Below are 23,304 nucleotides of genomic sequence, written 5' to 3'. Positions count from 1 at the left end.
TCCTTACTGGTTTGCTAGCTGTGGATCGATGAACGCTAATAATGCACTCACACCTACATAAGATAGACCTAAGAAAATAGCTAATGTTACATAAGTAGAGATTCTTTGTGAACGTGGAGATACTGTAATTCCCCAGCTGATGCAGAATGTCCATAGGCCATTTGCAAAGTGGAAAATTGTTGAAACAACACCAACTAAGTAGAATGCAAACATAGCTGGATTATTTAAAATATCTGCCATCATATCATAGTTTACCTCTTTACCTAACATTGCTTGAATACGAGTTTGCCAGACGTGCCAAGAAATGAAAATCAGCGTAACGATACCTGAAATTCTTTGGAAGACGAACATCCAGTTACGGAAATAACCGTAAGAAACCGCATTGTTCTTAGCTGTAAATGCAATATATAAGCCATATATAGCATGGTACAGTATAGGTAAAAAGATGATGAAAATTTCTAGCGCATACCGGAATGGAAGGAGCTCCATAAAGCCTGCGGCTTTGTTAAAAGCCTCTGCTCCTCTTGTTGCAAAGTTGTTTACAATTAAATGTTGCGTCAAAAAGACACCAACCGGGATGACCCCCATTAATGAGTGCCACTTACGAAACGTATACTCGCGGCCTTTCATGTCCCCATTACCCCCTTGAATGTTTGACTGCTGTTTTCAGATTAATTTATAACAATAATGTTTTTTCACTATTGGCATAAGAAAAACTGAAAAAATTATTCGCAATATTTCAGCATAATTTGATACCAAGTTCATTTTACTCCTATTTTTGTCGAAGCGTCAAGAAAACGTATACATAATTTGCATATAATTTGCCAATTCTTTTTTTCTTCTTATATATTCAGATTTCCCTAAAGAAAAATCTGTTTTTATAAATGCGAAATGTTATATAATAATCCCTATAGAAAGAGGGGAATATTGTGAGTAAAAATACAATCGATATAACATCTTTAGAAGATGTTTCATTGAACGCCTTCGCTTATGAATTGCTACGTGAAGAATTACTACCTGATTTAATCGGTAACGATTTAGATGGTATTTTATACTGGTCCGGTAGAAACCTTGCAAGAAAATATCCACTAGAAACAATTGAAGAAGTCATTCAGTTCTTTGAAAAAGCTGGTTGGGGCACTTTAAGCATTATTGAACATAAACGTCGTGAAATGCAGTTCCAACTTAAAAGCACACTCATCGCTGAACGTCAAAAACAAAACAGACATTCTTCTTATCAATTAGAGGCCGGATTCATCGCTGAGCAAATTCAAAAGCAAAGAAACGTCATTGCAGAGTCCTACGAAGAAAAGAAAAAACGTTCAGACTCTATTACATTTCTTGTGAAATGGGATATAAAAGATCTCATTGAAGTGTAAGTATTACCTACAGTCAACTAGACATATAAGTTTAGTTGACTTTTTTGTATTTTCATTCAGGTCCGGTTATTTTAAATCTTCAGAAATTATAACAAAAAATAGAAGACATTGTAAACTACAACGGCTTCTTATCTGCTAAATAAGTATAGATCGTCTCCGCGACATTTTTCGGCATACCTGCTTCGACAAATTCCGTTACAGAGGCTTCTTTCATCTTTTTTAACGACCCAAAATGTTTCAGCAATATCTTTTTTCGTTTATCACCAATTCCAGGAATATCATCCAGTGCCGATTGAATGACAGATTTCCCATGTAATTGTCGATGGAATGTAATCGCAAATCGATGTACTTCATCTTGAATGCGCTGCAATAAATAAAATTCTTGGCTATTCCTCTCAAGCATTACAGGTTCAGGTGGATCTCCAATAATTAAATGTGATGTTTTATGTTTGTCATCTTTCACAAGCCCTGCCATCGGAATATATAACCCGAGCTCATTCTCTAGAATATCACTTGCAGCCGCTAGGTGGCCTTTCCCTCCATCAATAATGATTAAATCCGGTAAAGGTGAATTTTCTTTAAGCGCCCTTGTATAACGACGCCTCACAACTTCTCTCATAGACTCATAATCGTCTGGTCCTTGAACCGTTTTAATTTTATATTTACGATACTCTTTCTTCGCCGGTTTCCCATCGATAAAAGCAATCATTGCTGAAACAGGGTTTGTTCCTTGAATATTTGAGTTATCGAATGCTTCAATACGATACGGTGTTTCAATCCCAAGCTGCTTCCCTAAATGATCTACAGCTTTAATCGTCCGTTCTTCATCACGTTCAATTAAGTAAAATTTCTCTTCAAGGGCAATCTTCGCATTTTTATTAGCCAATTCTACAAGATCTTTTTTCTTACCACGTTTCGGTTGTGTCGCTTCAACTTCTAAAAAGCGCTCTACTAATTCTGAGTCTATACTTCCTGGAACGACAATTTCCTTTGGCTTAAAGTGACTACTGTTTTCATAAAATTGACCGATAAATGTTAAAAATCCCTCTTCCGGTTCATCATAGATTGGAAACATCGAAACATCACGTTCAATTAACTTTCCTTTTCGAACAAAGAAAACTTGAACGCACATCCATCCTTTATCAACCGCATACCCAAACACATCACGATCCACTAAGTCACTCATAATCATCTTTTGTTTTTCCATAATTGCATCCATATGAGCAATTTGATCTCGCAATTCTTTCGCCCGTTCAAATTCTAGCTTCTCTGAAGCCTCATACATCTTTGTCTCTAATTCTGAACGGATTTCTTTATGCCCACCATTTAAAAACTTAATAATTTCATCTACAATTTCTTTATTTTGTTCTTCCGTTACTTCTTTCACACAAGGAGCTAAACATTGGCCCATATGATAATACAGACAAACTTTATCTGGCATATTCGTGCATTTACGAAGTGGATACATGCGGTCTAATAGTTTTTTCGTTTCATGAGCTGATTGTGCATTCGGATAAGGCCCAAAATACTTTCCTTTATCCTTTTTTACATTGCGCGTAATAAGTAAGCGCGGTTGTTTTTCAGCTGTAATTTTAATAAACGGATATGTTTTATCATCTTTTAATTGAATATTATATTTTGGGTCATACTTTTTTATTAAATTTAATTCTAAAATAAGAGCCTCCAAATTGGAGGAGGTTACAATATATTCAAAATCTACAATTTCTCCTACAAGCCGAAGTGTTTTCCCATCATGCGAACCAGTAAAGTACGAGCGCACACGATTTTTAAGCACTTTTGCCTTTCCGACATATATAACCGTCCCTTGCTTATCTTTCATTAAATAGCAACCAGGTTGATCTGGTAAAATAGCCAATTTCTCTTTCAAATGCTCGTGCACTCGTCTACCCCCATTTCTACATGCTTAGCATTTTTATTTTCACATGAAAACATACTATGCCAAAACACCCAACATACGTTCTTTTATTGTAACGGAAAGGTTTCAAAAAAGAAAATAAAAAAAGCTACCAAATGGTAGCTTCTTTATTTTAGAAGTGTTTAGAAACTAGTTCTACTAACGCTTCTTTCGGTTTGTAACCTAACGCTTGATCAACTACTTTACCATCTTTTAATACGAAAAGAGCTGGAATGCTCATTACTTCGAATTGACGAGCAGTTTCTTGGTTTTCATCAACGTCTACTTTTACTACTTTTACTTTCTCGCCTAACTCTGCATCGATTTCTTCTAATACAGGAGCGATCATTTTACAAGGTCCACACCAAGGTGCCCAGAAATCTAATAATACAACACCTTCGCCAGTTTCAGCTGCGAAGCTTTGGTCGTTTGCGTTTATAATTGCCATTTTATTTCCTCCTTCAAGTATATTCTACCAAGAGTATATCATTAACTTATATACGTGGCGAATAATATGTATCGTTATGTATTGTAACAAAAAAATGTTCCTTTATACTATATAAAAATACGGATGAAATACTAAAAAGATGAGAGACAGGGGATCTCTCACCTTTTTCTATATATAGGGGTACTTCACTTGGAACTCAAGGGTACTCAAATCATGAATGTACTTTTAACTTTTTAAACTCTTCTGTTAAAAGAGGCACGACTTCAAATAAGTCACCGACAATACCGTAGTCAGCTACTTTGAAGATACTTGCTTCTGGATCTTTATTAATCGCAACGATGATTTTTGAGTTAGACATACCAGCTAAATGCTGAATCGCACCAGAAATACCGCATGCAATGTATAAGTCTGGCGTAACAACTTTACCAGTTTGACCAATTTGTAATGAGTAATCGCAATACTCAGCGTCACAAGCACCACGAGAGGCCCCAACAGCGCCGCCTAGTACGTCAGCTAACTCTTTTAATGGTTTAAATCCTTCTTCACTCTTCACACCACGTCCGCCAGCGATAATCACTTTCGCTTCAGAAAGATCAACGCCTTCTGCAGTTTTACGGACAACATCTTGAATAATTGTACGTAAATCTTTCACATCAACTGTAATAGAAGACACGTCACCACTGCGAGACTCATCTTTGTCAAGAGTCGCGATATTATTTGGACGTACTGTCGCAAATAATATACCATCTGTTACAATCTTCTTCTCAAATGCTTTACCAGAGTAAATTGGACGAGTGAAGATAACATTTCCACCTTCAACTTCTAAAGCAGTTACGTCAGAAACTAGACCAGCTTCAAGCTTCGCTGCTAATTTTGGTGATAAATCTTTACCAAGTGCTGTATGTCCAAATACAATACCTTCTGGTTTTTCTTCAGCATATACAGCTAAAAACGCTTGTGCATAACCATCAGATGTATATGATTTTAATTTATCATTTTCAACTGTCACAACGCGATCTGCACCGTAATGAATCAATTCATTTGCAAAAGAGGCAACGCTGTCTCCAACTAGAAGACCTACCACTTCACCGCCTTCTGCAATTGTTTTTGCTGCTGCTACCGCTTCAAACGAAACGTTACGTAGCGATCCGTCACGAACTTCACCCATTACTAATACTTTACGAGCCATAGATTTTCCCTCCTGCGTATATAATTTCGTATTTTATTAGATTACTTTCGCTTCTGTATGGAGCAACGATACAAGTTCTTTTACTTGATCTTGCAGCTCGCCTTGTAACACTTTTCCTGCATCTTTCTTAGGAGGCAAATAGATTTCAATTGTTTTTGTCTTTGCTTCCACATCATCTTCTTCTAAATCTAAATCATCTAATTCTACTTCTTCTAGCGGCTTTTTCTTCGCTTTCATAATACCTGGAAGCGATGGATAACGAGGTTCATTTAAACCTTGTTGCGCTGTTACTAAAACTGGTAATGATGTTTCAATAACTTCTGTGTCACCTTCAACATCACGCTCAATTTTCACGTTTGTACCGTCAATTTCAAGTTTTGTAATTGTCGTTACGTATGGGATATTTAACGCTTCAGCTACGCGTGGACCAACTTGTCCAGACGCTCCGTCAATCGCAACGTTTCCGCCTAAAATTAAATCTGCATTTTTATCTTTTAAATATTCAGCAAGTACTTTTGCTGTCGTGAACTGGTCACCATTTTCAACATCATCTTCAATATTAATTAATACCGCTTTATCACAGCCCATCGCTAATGCAGTACGAAGTTCTTTCTCACTATCTTCCCCGCCAACTGTTACGACAGTAACCTCTCCACCTTGTGCATCTCTTACTTGAATTGCTTCTTCAATCGCATATTCATCGTAAGGGTTGATGATGAATTCCGCTTCGCCATCGTAAATTGCACCGTTTTTAATTACGATTTTTTCTTCTGTATCAAATGTTCGTTTCATGAGTACGTAGATGTTCATTCCATTTACCCCCTTATTTTTCAGAAAGATTCTATCAATTTTAAAATTCTGTTAATTTATATCAAAAAAATAATTGAACTACCTGCCACTAAATGAAGGTTTACGCTTTTCTAAAAATGCCGCTACACCTTCTCTTCCATCTTCACTCGTAAATACTTCACCAAAAACTTGAGCTTCTTGCTGTACACCTTCGTAATAATGAGACGATTTTGTCGTTTGCAATAACTCTAATACAGCACGAGTTGTTGCTGGACTTTTCCCAGCAATTTGTTTTGCAATTTTAAGCGTATCGTCTAAAATTGTTTCTTCAGAAAATACCCCGTTAACAAGTCCCCATTTTAATGCTTCTGCACCAGTAATCGGTGTACTTGTTAACATCATTTCACAAGCTTTTGCTTTCCCAACATAACGCGGTAAGCGCTGTGTACCTGCAAAACCAGGAATCAATCCAAGTGTTAATTCAGGTAAACCAAGTTTTGCACTTTCGGTTACGAAGCGCATGTGGCAAGACATAGCAAACTCAAGGCCGCCGCCAAGTGCCGCTCCATGAATTGCCGCAATAACTGGTTTTGAACATTTTTCAACGCGCTCAAATGTAACTTGTCCAAGCTGCGCTAATTCTGTCGCTTGCTTCGCTTCAGTAACAGATGTAAATTCTTTAATATCTGCTCCTGCTGAGAAAAAGCGTCCTTCACCATGGAGAACAACAACACGAATGTTATCATCCTTTTCCACTTGATCGATTAACTCAGTAACATCATGCATAACTTGTGAAGACATTGCATTCGCTGGCGCGTGGTTTAACGTTGCCACCGCGATATGGTCTTCAACTCTTACAGATAGGAATTTCAACATGATCCCTCCCATTATTGACGATAACCACAAGCTGCAATAAGTAGCCCATGTACCGTTTTTGAAAGTGCGACCAGATCATACTTATGATCGCTCATTACCCAATTGGTCACAACTTCATCTACTGTTCCAAAGATCATTTGTCTTGCCACACGAACATTTAAGTCCGCTTGGAATTCACCTTGCTTTATACCTGTCTCTAAAATCTCATCCATAACTTGTAAGTAGCCTTTTAATACTTCATTTATTTTAAGGCGCAAGTCTTGATTGGACTGCCTTAGCTCTAATTGTGTAACGATAGCAAGAGGATCATTTTGTGACAACAGCAAGAAGTGCGTTTCTACCAACATGAATAACTTCGCTACAGCGCTTTCAATTCCTGCTATTTTTTGACGAATTGTTTCGACAAATTCCCCCATCTTCTCCTGAAATAAGGATATTAATATATCTTCTTTATTTTTAAAATATAAATAAATAGTGCCATCAGCTACCCCAGCTTGCTTTGCAATTTTAGAAACTTGCGCTTGATGGTATCCATTCTCCGCAATCACAATAACTGCCGCATCAATAATTTGATTGTATTTCGGTCTATTTTTCTTCACTTTACTGTCCCCTTCAAGAAGATGACTGAATGAATAGTCATTCATATTCTTATAATACTGACTATTTAGAAAAGTGTCAATCCTATTTTTTCAAAAAGAAAGGGCCTTAGCCCGTTTGCTCATCCTCACTCTTTTTCTTCTCTTCATCTATTAGGACACGGCGTAAAATCTTTCCGACTGTCGTCTTCGGTAATTCACTTCTAAACTCATATACTTTCGGTACTTTGTATGCTGCTAAATATTTACGTGCAAACTGATCTAACTCTTCTTCCGTGCATTCGGCGCCTTCCTTCAAAACAACAAATGCTTTTACTGTTTCCCCTCGGTACGGATCAGGGACGCCAATTGTTACTACTTCTTGCACCTTTTCATATTCATATAATACCTCTTCCACTTCACGAGGATACACATTAAATCCACTAGCAACAATCATATCTTTCTTACGATCTTTCACATAGAAAAATCCAGCCTCATCCATGTAGCCCACATCACCTGTATAAAGCCAGCCATCTTGCAATACAGCTGCCGTTTCTTCTGGTTTATTCCAATATCCCTTCATAATTTGTGGTCCCTTTACAACAATTTCACCAATTTCACCTGGAGGTAATGCCTCTCCAGTTTCAAGTGACATGATGATTGCCTCTGTATCAGGCCACGGCACACCAATACTTCCTGGCACACGTTTTTCCCATAAAAAGTTCCCATGTGTAACTGGCGATGACTCCGTTAATCCATATCCCTCTACTAATTTACCACCTGTAACTCTCTCAAACTCTTCCTGTACTTCTACTGGAAGCGGTGCAGAGCCACTTATACAAGCCTGAATAGAAGAAATATCGTATTCTTTTAAAAGAGGGCTATTTAAAAGGGCTATATAAATAGTTGGTGCTCCCGGAAATAATGTAACTTTATGCTTCTTAATTGCCTCAAAAACCATTTTCATATCAAACTTCGGAATAAGCACCATTTTATATCCCTGCATAATACTCAAATTCATTACCGCTGTCATGCCATATACGTGAAAAAATGGTAGGACTCCAAGAATTACTTCTTCTCCCTCTGTGCAATTGTATAACCAATGTGCACCCATCAAAGTATTTGAAACAAGATTTTTATGCGTTAACATAACCCCTTTTGGAAAACCTGTCGTTCCACCAGTATACTGCAAAAGAGCCAGATCATTTTCAGGGTCACATGGCACTTCAACATCAGCATTACTTTCTCTTTCTACTGATTTCCAAAGGTGAATTGTTTCACTTTCCGACACATTCACAACAAGGTTTGCTTGCTTTTTTTGTACAAATGGATAAAGTAAATTTTTAGGGAATGGTAAAAAATCTGCAATACGAGTTACAATAACGTGCTCAAGCCTTGTAGCAGTTTGAACATTAGTAACTCTCGGAAACACTAAATCAAGGCAAAGAATGACTTTTGCCCCTGAATCATGAAGTTGATACTCAAGTTCTCTTTCTGTATAAAGAGGATTCGTTTGTACAACAATCCCCCCCGCAAGCAAAGTACCATAGTAACCGATTACAGATTGTGGACAATTCGGTAACATAATCGCGACTCTATCACCTTTTTCAATACCAAGCCTTTGAAGATAATTTGCGAATTTCTTTACCTTATCATGGAAATCTGCAAATGTTACATCTTTCCCTAAAAAATGAAGCGCTTTCTTTTCTGGATAACGTGCGGCCATTTTTTCTAAATAACCATGAAGTGGTTGAATATCATAAGAAATTGTCTCTGGAATTTCCTCTGGATAACTCTGCAACCAAGGTTTTTCCACTCTCATTCCCCCTTCTAATACTTGTAAAAATAAATGAATGTTCATTCATGATGATTGTTTTCATTATATTATAGTCATCATTGCGTTACAATCATAATATTCTGACTTTTATATAACTATGCTTTACTTCATTAACTTCTTATTATATGTATAAACTCTCCTAACCTTCAAAAAGTAAGAGAGCTGTATTTAGCTGAGTCTTATAATCGTTAACACCGCTCCTGGAGTAGTTGTTGATAATGTTGCAACAGCTAACAATCCAAACAATTGCAGACTGATTGCACTTCCCGCTGCAAGAGTCGTAATAATTGTTGCACTAAACGAGGTTGTTGCTAATGCAGGGGCATTGATAGTTCCAGCAAGCGGTGCCCCATTAATCGTAATTCGTGAACTTACTAATAACGATGCGGTTATATTAATCGTATATGAAATATAATAATTCCCTGCATTCGCAGCCGTAAATACAGTGTTTCCCCCAGACACCGTAATTCCTGGTCCGATGTTCTGATTGTTTGGAAGCGGGACATTTGTGCCACCAAGTAGGACCGATATTGCTGTACCTGACGTATTATTTGCAAAAGCATATGTTGCCGTTATACTTGTTCCTGTTGCTCCTGTGTCGCCTGTTGGACCCGTTGGACCTGTTGCTCCTGTTGCTCCTGTTGCTCCTGTTGCTCCTGTTGCTCCTGTTGCTCCCGTTGGACCCGTTGCTCCTGTTGCTCCCGTTGAACCTGTTGGACCTGTTGCTCCTGTGTCGCCTGTTGGACCTGTTGCTCCTGTTGGACCCGTTGGACCCGTTGGACCTGTTGCTCCTGTTGCTCCCGTTGGACCCGTTGCTCCTGTTGGACCTGTTGGACCTGTTGCTCCCGTTGCTCCTGTTGCTCCTGTTGCTCCTGTTGCTCCTGTTGCTCCCGTTGCTCCTGTTGCTCCCGTTGGACCCGTTGATCCTGTTGCTCCCGTTGGACCCGTTGCTCCTGTTGCTCCCGTTGGACCCGTTGGACCTGTTGCTCCTGTTGCTCCCGTTGGACCTGTTGCTCCTGTTGGACCCGTTGCTCCTGTTGCTCCTGTTGCTCCCGTTGCTCCTGTTGGACCCGTTGCTCCTGTTGATCCTGTTGGACCTGTTGGACCTGTTGGACCTGTTGCTCCCGTTGCTCCTGTTGCTCCTGTGTCGCCTGTTGGACCTGTTGCTCCCGTTGCTCCTGTTGGACCTGTTGGACCTGTTGCTCCCGTTGGACCGAGCTTAGGCACTGTCCCGTCACAACTAAAACAGCATGAATCAACATGTACACCATTTTGATTATTACACCCACAATATCCATTTGTATTATTGAGCCATGAAGACATGCTGATCCCTTCCTTCAAATTCAATCTTTTAAGCATAAGCAACGAATTAGAAAACACCTATCAAATAATAAACTGTATTCTATGGTGATAAACACTCGTTTATTCCATACATTCTAGTAATTATTACATGCGACATTCTCTCCTTTTGCTTGTACTTTCGCCTTCCTGCTTAAACGAAATTCCTCCTCTAAAGTCTTCATACATATACAAACTTCAATTCCATATAACAAAATCCGTATAATTCGTTATTTTCCGTCGAAATTTTAAAAATATATTGACACTTAAAATAACCTCATAGTATGATTTGGTTGTTGTAATTGATAACGATTTTCAATATCGTACATTGCAGATTAAAAAATTATTTGGGGGCAGAAGATGAAGAAAATTCTCAGTATTTTCATAGTAGTTCTTCTATTCGCTGTTGGATGCGGGCAGCAAAAAGAGGAGAAAAAAGAAACAAAGACAGACGATAAAAAGCAAGCTATAACAATTAAACACGCTGAAGGGGAAACAAAGTTAGATAAACCGGCGAAAAAAGTTGTTGTACTTGAGTGGGTATATGCAGAAGACTTATTAGCACTTGGTGTTCAGCCAGTAGGGATGGCAGACATTAAGAATTATAATAAATGGGTAAATACAGAAACAAAACCAAGTAAAGATGTTGTAGATGTAGGAACTCGTCAACAACCAAACTTAGAAGAAATTAGCCGCCTAAAACCAGATTTAATCATTACAGCTTCATTCCGTGGTAAAGCGATTAAAAATGAATTAGAACAAATTGCACCAACAGTTATGTTCGACCCATCAACAAGCAATAACGATCACTTTGCTGAAATGACAGAAACATTTAAACAAATTGCAAAAGCAGTTGGAAAAGAAGAAGAAGGTAAAAAAGTATTAGCTGATATGGATAAAACATTTGCTGATGCAAAAGCAAAAATTGACAAAGCAGGCTTAAAAGATAAAAACATTGTAATGGCACAAGCATTTACAGCTAAAAATGTGCCAACATTCCGTATTTTAACCGACAATTCTACAGCTTTACAGGTTACAAAAAAATTAGGTTTAACAAATACTTTTGAACCAGGTAAATCTGAGGCAGATGGTTTTAAACAAACAACTGTAGAATCATTACAAAGTGTACAAGATTCAAACTTCATTTACATTGTAGCAGATGACGATAACATGTTTGACACTCAACTAAAAGGCAACCCTGCTTGGGAAGAATTAAAGTTCAAAAAAGAAGACAAAATGTATAAATTAAAAGGCGACACTTGGATTTTCGGTGGTCCTGAGTCTGCAAAATCTTTAGCAACACAAGTAGCAGATGTAATGACAGCGAAGAAGTGATTACACGATGAATAGCTTACAACATACACTTCGAGCAAGTCTTGTATTCGGAGGAGGAGCAGCTCTCTTGCTCCTCCTTTTCTTTATTCATATCGGGCAAGGACAAGCAAACATTTCCTACAGTATGATTATCGATGCTCTTATCTCACCGAATCAATCGCTAGAGCATCAAACTTTAATCATGCTTCGACTTCCTAGAGCTGTAATTGCCATTTTAGCTGGAGGTGCTCTTGCTGCATCTGGGGTCATTTTGCAAACATTAACAAAAAATCCACTTGCTGAATCAAGTACAATGGGAATTCATTCAGGTGCATATTTCTTTTTAGTAGCGGCTACAATTTTCTTACCGAAAGACTTGCAAATTAACTCACTTCTTTTCACATTTATCGGTGGTGCAATTACTGCTTTATTTGTATACCGTATTTCTGGTGGGAAAAAGGGAACCCCACTTAGAATGGCACTATCTGGTATGGTCGTTACATTAATGCTTTCTGCCTTTACCGGAACAATGCAGCTTTTCTATGAAAATGAAACAGCTGGTTTATTTTTATGGGGAGCTGGATCTCTTATTCAAAATAACTGGGATGGCGTTCAATTTGCTTTTCCATTTATTATTATTTCTTTCCTAGTTTTACTATTCATGTCTCGTAAGCTCAACATTCTCTTACTAGGTGATGATGTTGCTGTTTCTCTTGGTGAAAAAACAGCAGTAACACGTCTTATCGCCTTCATTGCTGCAATCTTTTTAACAGCAGTAATTGTTACTGTTGTTGGACCAATCGGTTTTGTTGGCTTAGTTGCACCACACTTAATGCGCCTTATTGGCTATCGTCAACACTTTACACTTCTCCTTTCCTCTTTCTTATGGGGAGCCATTTTATTACTTGGAGCAGATGTCGTTGGTAGACTAATAGACCCAACTGGAGCTGAACTTCCTGTCGGAGCAGTCACAGCAATGATCGGATCACCTTGGCTTATTTATTTAGTATATCGAATGATGAAGTCGAAACAATATATGAATGATAACGGTGCGAATGCAGCTGGAGCTAGTTCCCGCTATTACTCTTATAAAAAGGTAAGCATTATATCTATCACACTTTGTATTGCAACAATTGCTCTTGGCGTTGTAATCGGTAGCAATTCTTACATCGAAAGTATTACAAATGCTATAACAGGTCAATTAACACAATTTGACAAAAATATGATGATGAACCTTCGTTTACCAAGAATGCTCGTTGCCGCTATCGCTGGCGCATGCCTTGCAATAAGTGGGCTTGTTTTCCAAGGCATATTACGGAATCCACTTGCCGATCCTTCTATTATTGGTATTTCATCAGGAGCTGGTGTTGGTGCCTTAACTATTATGTATGTCTTTCCTGCACTTCCTGGTTTCTTCTTACCAATTGGTGCATTTATCGGCGGGTTACTTGCAGTTGGTATTGTTCTCTTCTTCTCATGGAAATCAGGGTTTAGTCCAACAGCTCTTGCTTTAATAGGAATTGGTATTTCGGCCCTCGGCTCAGCGATTATTCAAATCTTTATCGTTAGAGCGAACTTGAATGTGGCAGCTGCTTTAACATGGCTATCAGGCAGTACGTATGCAAGAGGGTGGAATCACTTAGAAAATATTATTCTATATCCATCGCTTATTCTTGTACCAATTATCTTTTTCTTAATGAAACAACTTGACGTTCTTGTACTTGGAGACGATTTAGCAACTGGACTCGGTCAGCCTGTAAATAAAACGCGTCTTGCTCTAATCGTGTTAGCGACACTACTTGCATCAATAAATATCGCTGCTGTCGGCACAATTGCCTTTTTAGGCCTTGTCGCACCACACTTAGCAAGAATCGTTGTTGGGATGAATCACCAAAGACTATTCGTTTGTTCAGCACTGTTTGGAGCAATCCTTCTTTCCATTGCTGATTTAATCGGGCGAACAATTGCATATCCGAAAGAAATTCCTTCTGGTCTTGTTGTTGCTGTACTTGGAGCACCATACTTCTTGTGGCTGATGAGGAAGAGTGGGAAAAAGGTTAATTAAAAGGGAATAAATCAAGTATCTCGAACTTAACCTATAAACATAATTAGGAGGGATAAATATGTACCAAACAATTGAAGGCTTTCTACAATCATGGAAATACGAAGCTGAGGCTACTCAGAAAATGCTCAATGCATTAACGGATAAATCTTTATCACAAGAAATTGCGCCTGGACATTGGAATTTAGGACGAGTTGCTTGGCATATCGTTACGGCAATTCCAGTTATGCTATCTGGAACAGGACTAAAGTTTGAAGGAGAAACAAAAGATTATCCTGTGCCAACTTCAGCAAAAACAATTGCAGATGAATATCGTAAAGTGAATGCAGCTTTTGTTGAAGCACTTCAAAGTGCATGGACCGATAAAGACTTGGCTACTATTAATGACTTCTTTGGCCGTCCTATGCCGAATTCTATATTTTTAATGACACTTATTAATCATCAAAATCATCACCGCGGACAAATGACGGTTTTAATGCGACAAGCTGGCTTAACCGTTCCTGGCGTATACGGCCCTGCAAAAGAAGAATGGGCTGTGGCTGGAATGGAAGCTCCTAAAATGTAACGACAAAAAAACAAGGTGTTCACGTTAAATAGACTAAACTAAGAAGAGGATATTATGTTCAATATATGAGCATATATCCTCTTTTCTTATACATATTAGATTAGTTATACAGATATTGAAAATATAGTTCAATATCTATTATAAAGAGAAAGGTGTTCTCCTTTCCTATTCGACTCGCGAACAAGCTTATCATTTATTACTACAACAACATAGGATAGTTGAACTAGAACAATAGATCTTTATGGTAAAATTTATTTGTGTAAGAAGAAATGAGAATTTGATTTTGAATAAGATTAAAATTTACTAAACAATCACTGTAGTGAAGGTATTATGTTTAAGACGTAAGAGGAGGATAAATAGCATGATAAATCAAGCTGAATGGTTGTGGCAACGTATTATCGAAAGAGGATCAAATTCTGAAGGTAACTTTAAAGAATCATTAAATCTTCAGCCAGGTGCAAGTGATGAAGAGTTTCAACTTATTGAGGATACACTGGGGGTTACACTCCCTGAAGAAATGAAGAGCTTTTACAGAGTGTATAACGGACAAACTTGGGAACCCGGGGTGAATCCATTTGTAAGGAATTTGACTCTGTCCCCTACTTCTGAAATTATCAATAATTGGAGATTTTTACAGGAAGAATTCGATCCTGATGATGATTTAGAGCCAGATATTGAAAAAGAGCTTAAACCAGATCTTTGGAATTCTAAGTGGATTCCAATTGCAGAAAATGGTGGCGGAGATTATCTTTGCATTGACACAGATCCATCTGAAGTTGGAGTGTCAGGACAAGTTTTATACTTTTACCATGATTGGGGAAGACGTGCTATTAAGGCAAAGAATATTTTTGAATTCATCGAAATTTGTTTAAAAGAAGAGAATTGTGAATAAATGTACTTAAAGTAACGGGTGCTTTAGTTAAATAAGAAAGGACATTACATATTAGTCATATAAAATATGTAATGTCTTTTAATTTATCTAACTTTTTTCATTTTAGGTCTTGATAAATGGTTTCACTTTGTCTTTTTCTGTAACTTGTTTCATGTGAAACTATTTTTAATAAATGGTTGTTTTATGGAAAAAATAAGTTAAAATGAATACATATTATGAGGAGGGGCAACCAAATTGAATACAAAAAATAAAAAAATAGCAATAAGAACTGTTTTACTAACTTCTATTATTGGAGTTATCAGTGTATCTCTTTATTTCACATATTATGGTACCCCTTGGAAAAAACAAACAGCAATTGCAGAATCAAAAAATTATATTACAAAATACTTTAATCTAGACGCGAAAGTCAAAAATACTTCTTACGATTCGAAAATGGATAGCTATGCAATCGCCTTTGAAACAAGTGAAGATGGAGAGTTTACTATCGAATATAAAGGTCCTAATAACTTTAACATTTCTCCAGGAGTTCAAGAGTATTTAAGTAAACACTACAAATTTAAAGAGTAGTAACGAAACATACATATACAAAAAAAGAGTTGGTGTAACGCCAACTCTTTTTTCTTATTCTTGTCACACTGTTACATCTTCCCCCTCTATATTTTTAATTCCGTAATATGCAATCGCAACTCCAATCGCTGCAAATGCTAGTTGAAGAGGAAGAAAAGTCGCTATAGGAAACATTGGCTGGTTATTAATTGCCACTAATACAACGATAATAGATGAAACAATTGTAGTCGGCACCGAATGTTTACGCATTCCAAAGTATAGAGGAATTAAACTTATTCCCGCAGTTGCAATCGCTAAAGGAACCAGGTTTATTCCTTCTTGCATCAATTGATCTACTGTGAATGGATTAGGAAGAATCGAAAAATAACTATCTATTCCAAAGAAAATTCCTACTACAAAAATATTGGATAAAATAACTGTTATGAATGTTACTATTGCTGTAATAGCCAACTTGCTAATCATTATTTTCTTTCGATTAATTGGATAAGAAAACATCAATAATATTGTTTTGTTTTTATATTCATCAATTATTAATTTGGCTATTAATACACCACCAAAAATAATAAATGTTGCTCTTACTAATGCACTAGCCATTAACAAAATCGCCTGTGGATCCCTTATTTCTGGATCTCCTTCTATTTGAGAAACGATACTAACAAAGATCAATAATGCCAGTATAACAATATTTGCAATAACTGCTCTCTTCACGTACCATCCGAGCTTAAATTTCTTCAGTTCTAGCTTCATAAGACGTAGCATTATGGTCCTCCTCCCGATTAAGACTTAATCAATATAGATTGCCCCTGTTTTACTTAAAACCAAAAATCACACTAGCAATTGTAAGAAATAAAATAGCAATTGTAAGAAATAAAATAGCAATTACTATCATTTTCTTCACTATTCATACCCCAGTTCGTCGTTGTTTTACGCTTGCTTTACGCCACATCAATCTTGTCGATTTTGCGATACGAAAGATAACTAATAAAAATCCCTAATAAACAGAGCACTATTGGGATAGCTATAAAGTTATAAAAACTTACTTGATTGTTTCCAATGTTACTGTTCATTATCATCCCAATTATTACTGCAGAAGTAATCGTTGTCGGTGCCGATTTCTTTCTCATCCCAAAAAATAAAGGAATTAAACTTATACCAGATATCATAAATGCATTTATAAAAGTAGCTGGAACGGTAGCTATTATTTCACCCATCGTAACAGGCGTTTCAACTACTCCCATCATTGGATTCATAAAAAGTATGAGCAAACTAATAGTGAAAGTAGCAATAATCATGCTCACAAAACAAAAACTAAAAACGATTGTTAATTTCGCTCTCATTAACATTTTCCTTTGCAATGGATACATAAACAATAGTTGCATTGTTTTGTTCTTATACTCATCAATTACTAAACGTGATAAAATGACCGAACTAAAAATAAGAAATGTCATCCTAATAAAGATGTTTGCTAAAGTCATATATTTTGTAAAATCAGTGAGCGCCGCATCTACTTCACCTTTCACTCCTAACCCCATAAGGCTTACTGCAACAAAAATTGCTATAATACAAATCGTTACCCCTTTAAAGTAACTAGATAGTTGATGTTTCTTCCATTCGAGCTTCATTAGTTTAAACATATAAGCCACCTCCATTAAGCATGAATGCCTTCTCCATCCATTACATTTAAGAAATACTCTTCTAAGGAACTATGTTTCTTATTAATACTTTCTATCTCTATATCGTTCATAATGAGTGCTTTTGAAATGGCTTGCTGCGTCACCTTCAATTCATACACACGAATCATATTTCCACTCATTATTTTGTAATTTTTTATACCGAGTTTATCTTCTAAAATATAAGCTGCACGTTTTACATCAAGAACAGTGATTTCAATGTACTCTGTTTGTTTTCCATTAATACTCTTCATTGAAACTTCTTTTATTAGTTTCCCATTTTGAATAACACCAATTGTATCTGCCATTTGTTCCATCTCGCCTAAAATATGACTAGAAACTAATAAAGTAATGCCATATTCTTTGCAGAGCATTTTAAATAAATCTCGTAATTCTTTAATACCAATTGGATCTAAACCGTTAATTGGCTCATCTAAAATGAGTAGCTCTGGTTTTGTCATGATCGCCCTTGCAATACCAAGTCGCTGTTTCATCCCTAATGAAAAATCTTTTACTTTTTTATTGTCTATGCCGTGCAATTTCACTAAATTCAAAGCATGATCAATTGCATTTTTATCGTAATAGCCCATATATTCACAATGTAATTCTAAGTTTTCTTTCGCTGTTAGCTTCTCATAAAAAACCGGATATTCAATAATTGTTCCCATTCTTTTTAACACTTCATAAGATGTATCTGTTAACTTCTCACCGAAAATTTCAATATCCCCGCTCGTCGGTTTTATTAAATTCGTAATCATTTTCATAATCGTTGTTTTACCTGCACCGTTCGGTCCTAAAAAACCGTAAATCTCTCCTCTTTTCACATGCATATTAACACTAGAAATGACTTCTTTTCCTTCGAACACTTTCGTCAGCTGATTCGTTTTTAATATATATGTCATGTCACTTTCCCCTTTCGCACTACTCTATATTTCTATAATAGACAACGGAAATCTCTTTTTTCTTACCCGTTTCTTACAAATTCCTTACGTTCAAAAAAGCTTGTAGAATCTACTTCTCTACAAGCTAAAACTGCATCTTTTTTAATACAACTGTAAAAATTGTTTTTTCATACGGCTTACTAGAAAGATGAATTTTTCCATCCATCGCTTCCACAAGTCTTTTCGTAATCGTTAACCCTAGACCGCTTCCTTGGTACAATCTATTTCTCGAATCTTCAAGTGTGTACATACGCTCAAACACTTTATCAATATGAGATTCATCAATTCCTTTTCCTGTATCCCATACGTCTATATACACGTTCGTTTCATCATCTCTTAAAGTCATACCGAGTGTCTTTCCATCGTCCCCATATGTAATCGCATTTGATATTAAATTATTTAACACTCTGCCTAATACTTCCGTATTTCCAAGTGCATATATATTTCTTTCTGGTATATCAATATGAACCTGAAAACCTTTCGACGTCACTAAATCATAAAAAGATAAAATCTTTTCGCGACAAACTTCATTCATATTTACTTTTGTCATCTCGATTGCTTTGTCACCAGATTCTAATTTTGCCAAATCAAAAAACTTATGAATCAGTTCCATCACTTCCAGCGTTTTCACATGCACCTTTTCAAGTAATATTCGCTGTTCTTCTTCACTCATTGTTTTATCCTTATTTAACATTTCTGTATATCCAAGAATAACTGTTAGTGGTGTTTTTAAATCATGTGAAATATTTGAAAGCATTTTTCTCATCGAAATTTCTACTTTTGCATGATCTGCATTCGTTTTCTGCTTTGCATCTAATAAATGATTAATCGCCACTAACAACTTTTGTAATTCTAGATCATCTGTCATAACGAGTAACTTCTCGCCTGTTTTTTCATGTACAATATCTTCTAACTTTTCATATGTGTATCGTAAATTTTTGCTACTAGTTTTTCTCATTTTATATTGTACGTAAATGACACATAACAATATAAAAATAATGCCCATTAACAGATTGACCATATTACATCATTTCCAGCTTATAGCCGATTCCCCATAACGTTTTAATATATTCTGGATTAGATGGATCACTTTCGATTTTCTCACGCAATCTTCTCATATGAACATTAATAACATTATCATCACCGTAATACTCTTCATTCCAAACTAACGTATATATTTGTGCTTTCGTAAATACACGATTTTGATTCTTTACGAACAGTTTTAAAATCTCAAATTCTTTTAAAGTAAGTTTGAGAGGCTTCCCGTTTTTTTCCACAGTAAAATTAATTGGATCAATCGTTAATTCACCAATCTGAATCATTTTTTCTGTTGTTTCTGCGGCCGAATATTTCGTAGACCTCCGAATACCTGCTTTTACACGTGCAGCCAATTCAATCATAGAAAATGGCTTACAAATATAATCATCCGCACCAAGACCTAATCCAACAGCTTTATCAACATCTGTATCTTTTGCTGACATCATTAAAATCGGAACTGCACTCTTCTCGCGAATAATACGTACAACTTCTAATCCATCTAACTTCGGCATCATTATATCGAGGATAACTAAATCAAAGGATGATTTAAAAAAATCCTGTACCCCTTCTTCTCCATCGGACGCGATTGTAACTTGAAAGCCTTCCTTCATTAAATATTTCCCCACCATCTCTTGAATTGAATTATCGTCTTCAACTAATAAAATATGATGTGACATATGCCTACCCCCTTTTTTACAAACATTAACAATTTAATTGTATCGTAACTGCTAAAGACTGGAAATAATTATTTGAATTTTCAAACCAACTTCCCTTCCTTCCTTAACAATGATATGATGAAATTCACTACGATTGTTCATAATTAACTTTATATAAAGGAGACTTATCATGTCAGAAAACAAAAAAGTAAGCTTAGCTGATTTAATGCGCGAACAACTTGCAAAGAAAAAGCAAGGAAATGGAAATAATTCAAATAATACAAACCAAAGCCAAGCAACAAAAAAATTACAAAACCAACAAACAAAGAAAACAAACAACCAACGTAGACGTACAGGTGTATAAATGAACGGGCAAAAACGATCTAACATCGCGCCAGGTCTTGAAGTTGATATTGTATTAAAACAAGATCAACGAACTGGCAAGCTAACAAGAGGAATTGTAAAAGATATTTTAACAAACTCACCATCTCATCCACACGGAATTAAAGTACGATTACAAGATGGGCAAGTCGGTAGAGTACGAAATATTATTCAATAAGAAAAGGAGCTCAAGTAAACTCGAGCTCCTTTTTCTTTATTAACCTTTAATTTTCTCGATGAAAACTACTTTTAAATAGTCTCCCTCTTTAAACTGATCGATTGTACGGAAATCTTCTGGTAAAGAATGTTCTTCTAATATTTTATATTTGCCATTCATTTCTTTAAATGCTGTATCAATGAAGCCTTTAAACTTTTTCATATCGAATGCACTACAATTTGTAGAAGCAACGATAATACCGTTATTTTCTGTAATGGCAATTGTTTCTTTTAATAAATTTTTATAGTCTTTCGCTGCGCTAAATGTATATTTTTTTGAACGTGCAAAGCTTGGTGGATCTAGTACAACCATATCAAACTTCATCTTTTTCTTAGCTGCATATTTAAAGTAAAGAAATACATCTTCTACGATAATATCTTGTGCTTCGTAATCAATTTCATTTACACTAAACTGCTCAATCGTTTTACTTAAACTACGATTTGCAAGGTCAACACTCGTTGTTTTGCTCGCCCCACCAAGCGCTGCAAATACAGAGAAAGCACCTGTATAAGAGAACATATTTAACATAGTTCTTCCCTTTGCATATTTATCACGAATTTGTTTTCGAACGTTACGCTGATCTAAAAATACGCCAACCATCGCTCCGTCATTTAAATATACAGCAAAGTTTACACCGTTTTCTTTTACGATAAGCGGGAACTCACCGCGCTCTCCTGCTACGAAATCATCACCTTCAATGTATTTCCCTTTCGTATCAAAACGCTTTTTCTCATAGATACCTTTAAAGTTTGCTACTTTTTGAAGCGCTGCTACGATTTCATCGCGGAAAGTATAAATCCCTTCACTATACCAACTTATTACGTAATAACCATCATAATAATCGATAATTAAACCGCCAAGGCCGTCTCCCTCACCATTTAGGGCACGGAATGCCGTTGTATCATTTGACTTATAAAAATGTTTTCGTTTATGTAAAGCAGATTTGATTTTACTTTCAAAGAAATCCTGATTAATTTGCTCTTTCTCTTTTCTCGTTAAAATCCAACCGTATCCTTTATTTTGCTTTCCATAATAGCCTTTTCCGATGAATTGGTTCTTTTCATCTACTACTTTAATAATAGTCCCTTCTTCTCGGACATCATTTAAATTTTGAATTGCATCTTTTAAAATAAGCGGGTATCCACTTTTAATTTCTTTTATGAATTTCGGTTTTATTTTTATAATTACTTCAGATCGCATGTAATGTCTTCCTTTCCATTTGAATGCTTTCTATTAACAGGAAGCATTTAAAAACGAGGCTGAAAAACAGCCTCGTTTCACTATACCATATTATTGCTTTGCTAGTACAACTAGCTCATACTCTCGCAAACCGCTATACATTTACTAACTTTTAAAGTAAACATCTTCCTATCCACAATAACCAAAAAAATTGTATATTTCATAATTACTATTGACAATGATAATGATTTTCATTATCATTTAATGTATATGAGTTCTCGAAAATAAAGTGATCTATATAGGAGGAATAAACATGATTATTGTTACAAATACAACTAAAATTACGAAGGGCAATGGACATAAATTAATTGAGCGTTTTAATAAAGTAGGTAAAGTCGAAACAATGCCTGGCTTTTTAGGCCTAGAAGTTCTTTTAACACAAAATACAGTTGATTACGATGAAGTAACAATTAGCACTCGTTGGAATGCAAAAGAAGATTTTCAAGGCTGGACAAAGAGCTCTGCCTTTAAAGATGCTCACTCACATCAAGGTGGGCGACCAGACTTTATTCTTGATAATAAAATAGCTTACTATGATGTTAAGATTGTACGTATGCCAATGGCTGCTGCACAGTAAAAATCGTTTTTTTAAAGTATAGAATATGAGGAGTGATAACGCTCCTCATATTCTATACTTTTTTCTTTAATTTCTTTTCACTAATTTTGCATGTACAACTAACCTTCCAGCCTCTGGATCAAGCGCATAGTCACATGTAGAAAGTGTTACAATTTCATCATTAGCCGTCAATTCCGTATCCGTTTTGTAAAGTGATTTATCTTGAATTTGCTTTAAGAACGCTGTATATGCTGCATCGCTTTCAAAATCCGTTTCAATGTAATAAAAGTCCGTCGTTGTCGTATATACTGAAAACACTTCAACGTCGTATCCTTCAAATAATGTATCGTAATACAATTTACGATGGGACATGAAGAAATCTTCATCCAACATCTTTTTTAAACTCCCAAACATAGAACCGTCCTTCATACGATGACCATATAAAATCGTATTTCGATTTTGAGATTTCACATCATTACGATGGTCCATAAAAATACTTCCCGCTCTCATATCTTCACCTTTGTAATTACGAAATAAATAATAATCATTATCCTTCGCTTGAACGATTGGATAATTAATTTGCGTATCATCCATCGTAATCCATCCAACTATTTCTGGGTTGATTTTTTGGAGAGCTTGAAACTGTTTACGTACCTCCCCATCTTCTGATTTTTCTTCCATTGGACTTCTCTTATAAATATGTTGCGCCTCAGCCATTACTTTACGATTTTCATAATAATCCATGAAAATCCCACCCAATTCATACATTGAATAGAAAAAGATTCCTAAAAATACAATTGTAAGTATTCGTTGAAAAAAGAATTCTTTTTCCGTTCTTTCTTACTATTCAAATTATCACC

24 protein-coding genes and 1 pseudogene are annotated in these 23,304 nt (G+C 36.1%); 9 read left to right on the top strand and 16 right to left on the bottom strand.

The annotated features are described in order from the left end of the window. Positions 1–3 precede the first annotated feature (3 nt). Positions 4–630: a succinate dehydrogenase cytochrome B558 gene (gene sdhC, locus COC96_RS12925; RefSeq protein ID WP_098268783.1), complete on the bottom strand. Its 627-nt coding sequence runs from the start codon at positions 628–630 to the stop codon at positions 4–6. 299 nt (positions 631–929) lie between these two features. Between sdhC and COC96_RS12920 the strand changes: the two genes are divergently transcribed. Further along, a complete protein-coding gene (locus tag COC96_RS12920; protein ID WP_098768904.1) occupies positions 930–1,379 on the top strand; it encodes a YslB family protein in 450 nt (149 codons plus the stop codon). Positions 1,380–1,494: 115 nt separating this feature from the next. Here COC96_RS12920 and uvrC read toward each other — a convergent pair whose 3' ends face one another. The 8 genes from uvrC to COC96_RS12880 all read right to left on the bottom strand — a co-directional run bounded on the left by uvrC (position 1,495) and on the right by COC96_RS12880 (position 10,331). Next, positions 1,495–3,279, bottom strand: a complete 1,785-nt coding sequence (gene uvrC, locus COC96_RS12915; protein ID WP_098768903.1) for an excinuclease ABC subunit C — start codon at positions 3,277–3,279, stop codon at positions 1,495–1,497. 148 nt (positions 3,280–3,427) lie between these two features. Continuing rightward, the gene (gene trxA, locus COC96_RS12910) at positions 3,428–3,742 is read right to left on the bottom strand and encodes a thioredoxin (RefSeq protein WP_097905941.1); all 315 of its coding nucleotides are present in this window, start codon (positions 3,740–3,742) and stop codon (positions 3,428–3,430) included. A gap of 211 nt (positions 3,743–3,953) precedes the next feature. Further along, entirely contained in the window at positions 3,954–4,931 is a 978-nt protein-coding gene (etfA, locus tag COC96_RS12905; RefSeq protein ID WP_098268786.1) for an electron transfer flavoprotein subunit alpha, read from the bottom strand. A 36-nt stretch (positions 4,932–4,967) separates the two neighbouring features. Next, a complete protein-coding gene (etfB, locus tag COC96_RS12900) occupies positions 4,968–5,741 on the bottom strand; it encodes an electron transfer flavoprotein subunit beta (protein WP_064474654.1) in 774 nt (257 codons plus the stop codon). A gap of 78 nt (positions 5,742–5,819) precedes the next feature. Next, positions 5,820–6,596 (bottom strand): enoyl-CoA hydratase, encoded by a 777-nt coding sequence (locus COC96_RS12895; RefSeq protein ID WP_098268787.1) that lies wholly within the window; start codon positions 6,594–6,596, stop codon positions 5,820–5,822. An 11-nt stretch (positions 6,597–6,607) separates the two neighbouring features. Further along, the gene (locus COC96_RS12890) at positions 6,608–7,195 is read right to left on the bottom strand and encodes a TetR/AcrR family transcriptional regulator (RefSeq protein WP_012261773.1); all 588 of its coding nucleotides are present in this window, start codon (positions 7,193–7,195) and stop codon (positions 6,608–6,610) included. A gap of 106 nt (positions 7,196–7,301) precedes the next feature. Continuing rightward, positions 7,302–8,987, bottom strand: coding sequence for a long-chain-fatty-acid--CoA ligase (locus tag COC96_RS12885; protein WP_141535883.1), 1,686 nt, complete (start codon positions 8,985–8,987; stop codon positions 7,302–7,304). Between the two features lie 189 nt (positions 8,988–9,176). Further along, a complete protein-coding gene (locus tag COC96_RS12880; protein WP_142339999.1) occupies positions 9,177–10,331 on the bottom strand; it encodes a BclA C-terminal domain-containing protein in 1,155 nt (384 codons plus the stop codon). Positions 10,332–10,706: 375 nt separating this feature from the next. On the opposite strand from COC96_RS12880, the gene COC96_RS12875 reads away from it, so the two are divergent. The 5 genes from COC96_RS12875 to COC96_RS12855 all read left to right on the top strand — a co-directional run bounded on the left by COC96_RS12875 (position 10,707) and on the right by COC96_RS12855 (position 15,746). Further along, positions 10,707–11,681 carry an ABC transporter substrate-binding protein gene (locus COC96_RS12875; protein ID WP_098768902.1) on the top strand — a complete coding sequence of 325 codons (975 nt, stop codon included), beginning with the start codon at positions 10,707–10,709 and terminating at the stop codon, positions 11,679–11,681. A gap of 7 nt (positions 11,682–11,688) precedes the next feature. Beyond that, positions 11,689–13,725: a Fe(3+)-hydroxamate ABC transporter permease FhuB gene (gene fhuB / locus COC96_RS12870; protein ID WP_098268790.1), complete on the top strand. Its 2,037-nt coding sequence runs from the start codon at positions 11,689–11,691 to the stop codon at positions 13,723–13,725. 58 nt (positions 13,726–13,783) lie between these two features. Further along, complete coding sequence (locus tag COC96_RS12865) at positions 13,784–14,287, top strand: DinB family protein (protein ID WP_098268791.1); 504 nt, start codon at positions 13,784–13,786, stop codon at positions 14,285–14,287. 361 nt (positions 14,288–14,648) lie between these two features. Next, positions 14,649–15,179 carry an SMI1/KNR4 family protein gene (locus COC96_RS12860; protein WP_088230772.1) on the top strand — a complete coding sequence of 177 codons (531 nt, stop codon included), beginning with the start codon at positions 14,649–14,651 and terminating at the stop codon, positions 15,177–15,179. A gap of 234 nt (positions 15,180–15,413) precedes the next feature. Continuing rightward, positions 15,414–15,746, top strand: a complete 333-nt coding sequence (locus tag COC96_RS12855; protein WP_098268792.1) for a YfjL-like protein — start codon at positions 15,414–15,416, stop codon at positions 15,744–15,746. A 63-nt stretch (positions 15,747–15,809) separates the two neighbouring features. Here COC96_RS12855 and COC96_RS12850 read toward each other — a convergent pair whose 3' ends face one another. The 5 genes from COC96_RS12850 to COC96_RS12830 form a co-directional block, all read right to left on the bottom strand. Then, a complete protein-coding gene (locus tag COC96_RS12850) occupies positions 15,810–16,505 on the bottom strand; it encodes an ABC transporter permease (RefSeq protein ID WP_098768901.1) in 696 nt (231 codons plus the stop codon). A gap of 176 nt (positions 16,506–16,681) precedes the next feature. Then, entirely contained in the window at positions 16,682–17,380 is a 699-nt protein-coding gene (locus COC96_RS12845) for an ABC transporter permease (protein WP_098768900.1), read from the bottom strand. Positions 17,381–17,394: 14 nt separating this feature from the next. Next, positions 17,395–18,318, bottom strand: coding sequence for an ABC transporter ATP-binding protein (locus COC96_RS12840; protein ID WP_098268795.1), 924 nt, complete (start codon positions 18,316–18,318; stop codon positions 17,395–17,397). A gap of 124 nt (positions 18,319–18,442) precedes the next feature. Beyond that, the gene (locus COC96_RS12835; RefSeq protein ID WP_098268796.1) at positions 18,443–19,378 is read right to left on the bottom strand and encodes a HAMP domain-containing histidine kinase; all 936 of its coding nucleotides are present in this window, start codon (positions 19,376–19,378) and stop codon (positions 18,443–18,445) included. Between the two features lies 1 nt (position 19,379). Then, positions 19,380–20,072 (bottom strand): response regulator transcription factor, encoded by a 693-nt coding sequence (locus COC96_RS12830; protein ID WP_098268797.1) that lies wholly within the window; start codon positions 20,070–20,072, stop codon positions 19,380–19,382. 169 nt (positions 20,073–20,241) lie between these two features. Between COC96_RS12830 and COC96_RS27570 the strand changes: the two genes are divergently transcribed. Both COC96_RS27570 and COC96_RS12820 read left to right on the top strand, forming a co-directional pair. Further along, positions 20,242–20,415: a hypothetical protein gene (locus COC96_RS27570; protein ID WP_098268798.1), complete on the top strand. Its 174-nt coding sequence runs from the start codon at positions 20,242–20,244 to the stop codon at positions 20,413–20,415. After that, complete coding sequence (locus COC96_RS12820) at positions 20,416–20,610, top strand: YwbE family protein (RefSeq protein ID WP_098268799.1); 195 nt, start codon at positions 20,416–20,418, stop codon at positions 20,608–20,610. A 39-nt stretch (positions 20,611–20,649) separates the two neighbouring features. On the opposite strand, the gene COC96_RS12815 is transcribed toward COC96_RS12820, so the two are convergent. Continuing rightward, on the bottom strand, positions 20,650–21,849 hold the full coding sequence (locus COC96_RS12815; protein WP_098768899.1) for a class I SAM-dependent rRNA methyltransferase: 1,200 nt from the start codon (positions 21,847–21,849) through the stop codon (positions 20,650–20,652). Positions 21,850–22,141: 292 nt separating this feature from the next. Between COC96_RS12815 and isdG the strand changes: the two genes are divergently transcribed. Beyond that, positions 22,142–22,465: a heme oxygenase gene (gene isdG / locus COC96_RS12810; protein WP_098268801.1), complete on the top strand. Its 324-nt coding sequence runs from the start codon at positions 22,142–22,144 to the stop codon at positions 22,463–22,465. Positions 22,466–22,531: 66 nt separating this feature from the next. Here isdG and srtB read toward each other — a convergent pair. Next, positions 22,532–23,295 (bottom strand): annotated as a pseudogene (gene srtB / locus COC96_RS12805) (class B sortase). Positions 23,296–23,304: the final 9 nt, after the last annotated feature.

This window comes from Bacillus cereus (assembly GCF_002577405.1).
Lineage (GTDB): Bacteria > Bacillota > Bacilli > Bacillales > Bacillaceae_G > Bacillus_A > Bacillus_A cereus_AU.
This window is presented reverse-complemented; position numbering and strand designations above follow the sequence as displayed.

Coding starts and splice junctions, on each gene's coding strand:
- sdhC (WP_098268783.1), bottom strand. CDS start 630: ATGAAAGGCCGCGAGTATACGTTTCGTAAGTGGCACTCATTAATGGGG.
- trxA (WP_097905941.1), bottom strand. CDS start 3,742: ATGGCAATTATAAACGCAAACGACCAAAGCTTCGCAGCTGAAACTGGC.
- etfA (WP_098268786.1), bottom strand. CDS start 4,931: ATGGCTCGTAAAGTATTAGTAATGGGTGAAGTTCGTGACGGATCGCTA.
- etfB (WP_064474654.1), bottom strand. CDS start 5,741: ATGAACATCTACGTACTCATGAAACGAACATTTGATACAGAAGAAAAA.
- COC96_RS12895 (WP_098268787.1), bottom strand. CDS start 6,596: ATGTTGAAATTCCTATCTGTAAGAGTTGAAGACCATATCGCGGTGGCA.
- COC96_RS12880 (WP_142339999.1), bottom strand. CDS start 10,331: ATGTCTTCATGGCTCAATAATACAAATGGATATTGTGGGTGTAATAAT.
- COC96_RS12875 (WP_098768902.1), top strand. CDS start 10,707: ATGAAGAAAATTCTCAGTATTTTCATAGTAGTTCTTCTATTCGCTGTT.
- fhuB (WP_098268790.1), top strand. CDS start 11,689: ATGAATAGCTTACAACATACACTTCGAGCAAGTCTTGTATTCGGAGGA.
- COC96_RS12865 (WP_098268791.1), top strand. CDS start 13,784: ATGTACCAAACAATTGAAGGCTTTCTACAATCATGGAAATACGAAGCT.
- COC96_RS12860 (WP_088230772.1), top strand. CDS start 14,649: ATGATAAATCAAGCTGAATGGTTGTGGCAACGTATTATCGAAAGAGGA.
- COC96_RS12850 (WP_098768901.1), bottom strand. CDS start 16,505: ATGCTACGTCTTATGAAGCTAGAACTGAAGAAATTTAAGCTCGGATGG.
- COC96_RS12845 (WP_098768900.1), bottom strand. CDS start 17,380: ATGTTTAAACTAATGAAGCTCGAATGGAAGAAACATCAACTATCTAGT.
- COC96_RS12840 (WP_098268795.1), bottom strand. CDS start 18,318: ATGACATATATATTAAAAACGAATCAGCTGACGAAAGTGTTCGAAGGA.
- COC96_RS12835 (WP_098268796.1), bottom strand. CDS start 19,378: ATGGTCAATCTGTTAATGGGCATTATTTTTATATTGTTATGTGTCATT.
- COC96_RS12830 (WP_098268797.1), bottom strand. CDS start 20,072: ATGTCACATCATATTTTATTAGTTGAAGACGATAATTCAATTCAAGAG.
- COC96_RS27570 (WP_098268798.1), top strand. CDS start 20,242: ATGTCAGAAAACAAAAAAGTAAGCTTAGCTGATTTAATGCGCGAACAA.
- COC96_RS12820 (WP_098268799.1), top strand. CDS start 20,416: ATGAACGGGCAAAAACGATCTAACATCGCGCCAGGTCTTGAAGTTGAT.
- COC96_RS12815 (WP_098768899.1), bottom strand. CDS start 21,849: ATGCGATCTGAAGTAATTATAAAAATAAAACCGAAATTCATAAAAGAA.
- isdG (WP_098268801.1), top strand. CDS start 22,142: ATGATTATTGTTACAAATACAACTAAAATTACGAAGGGCAATGGACAT.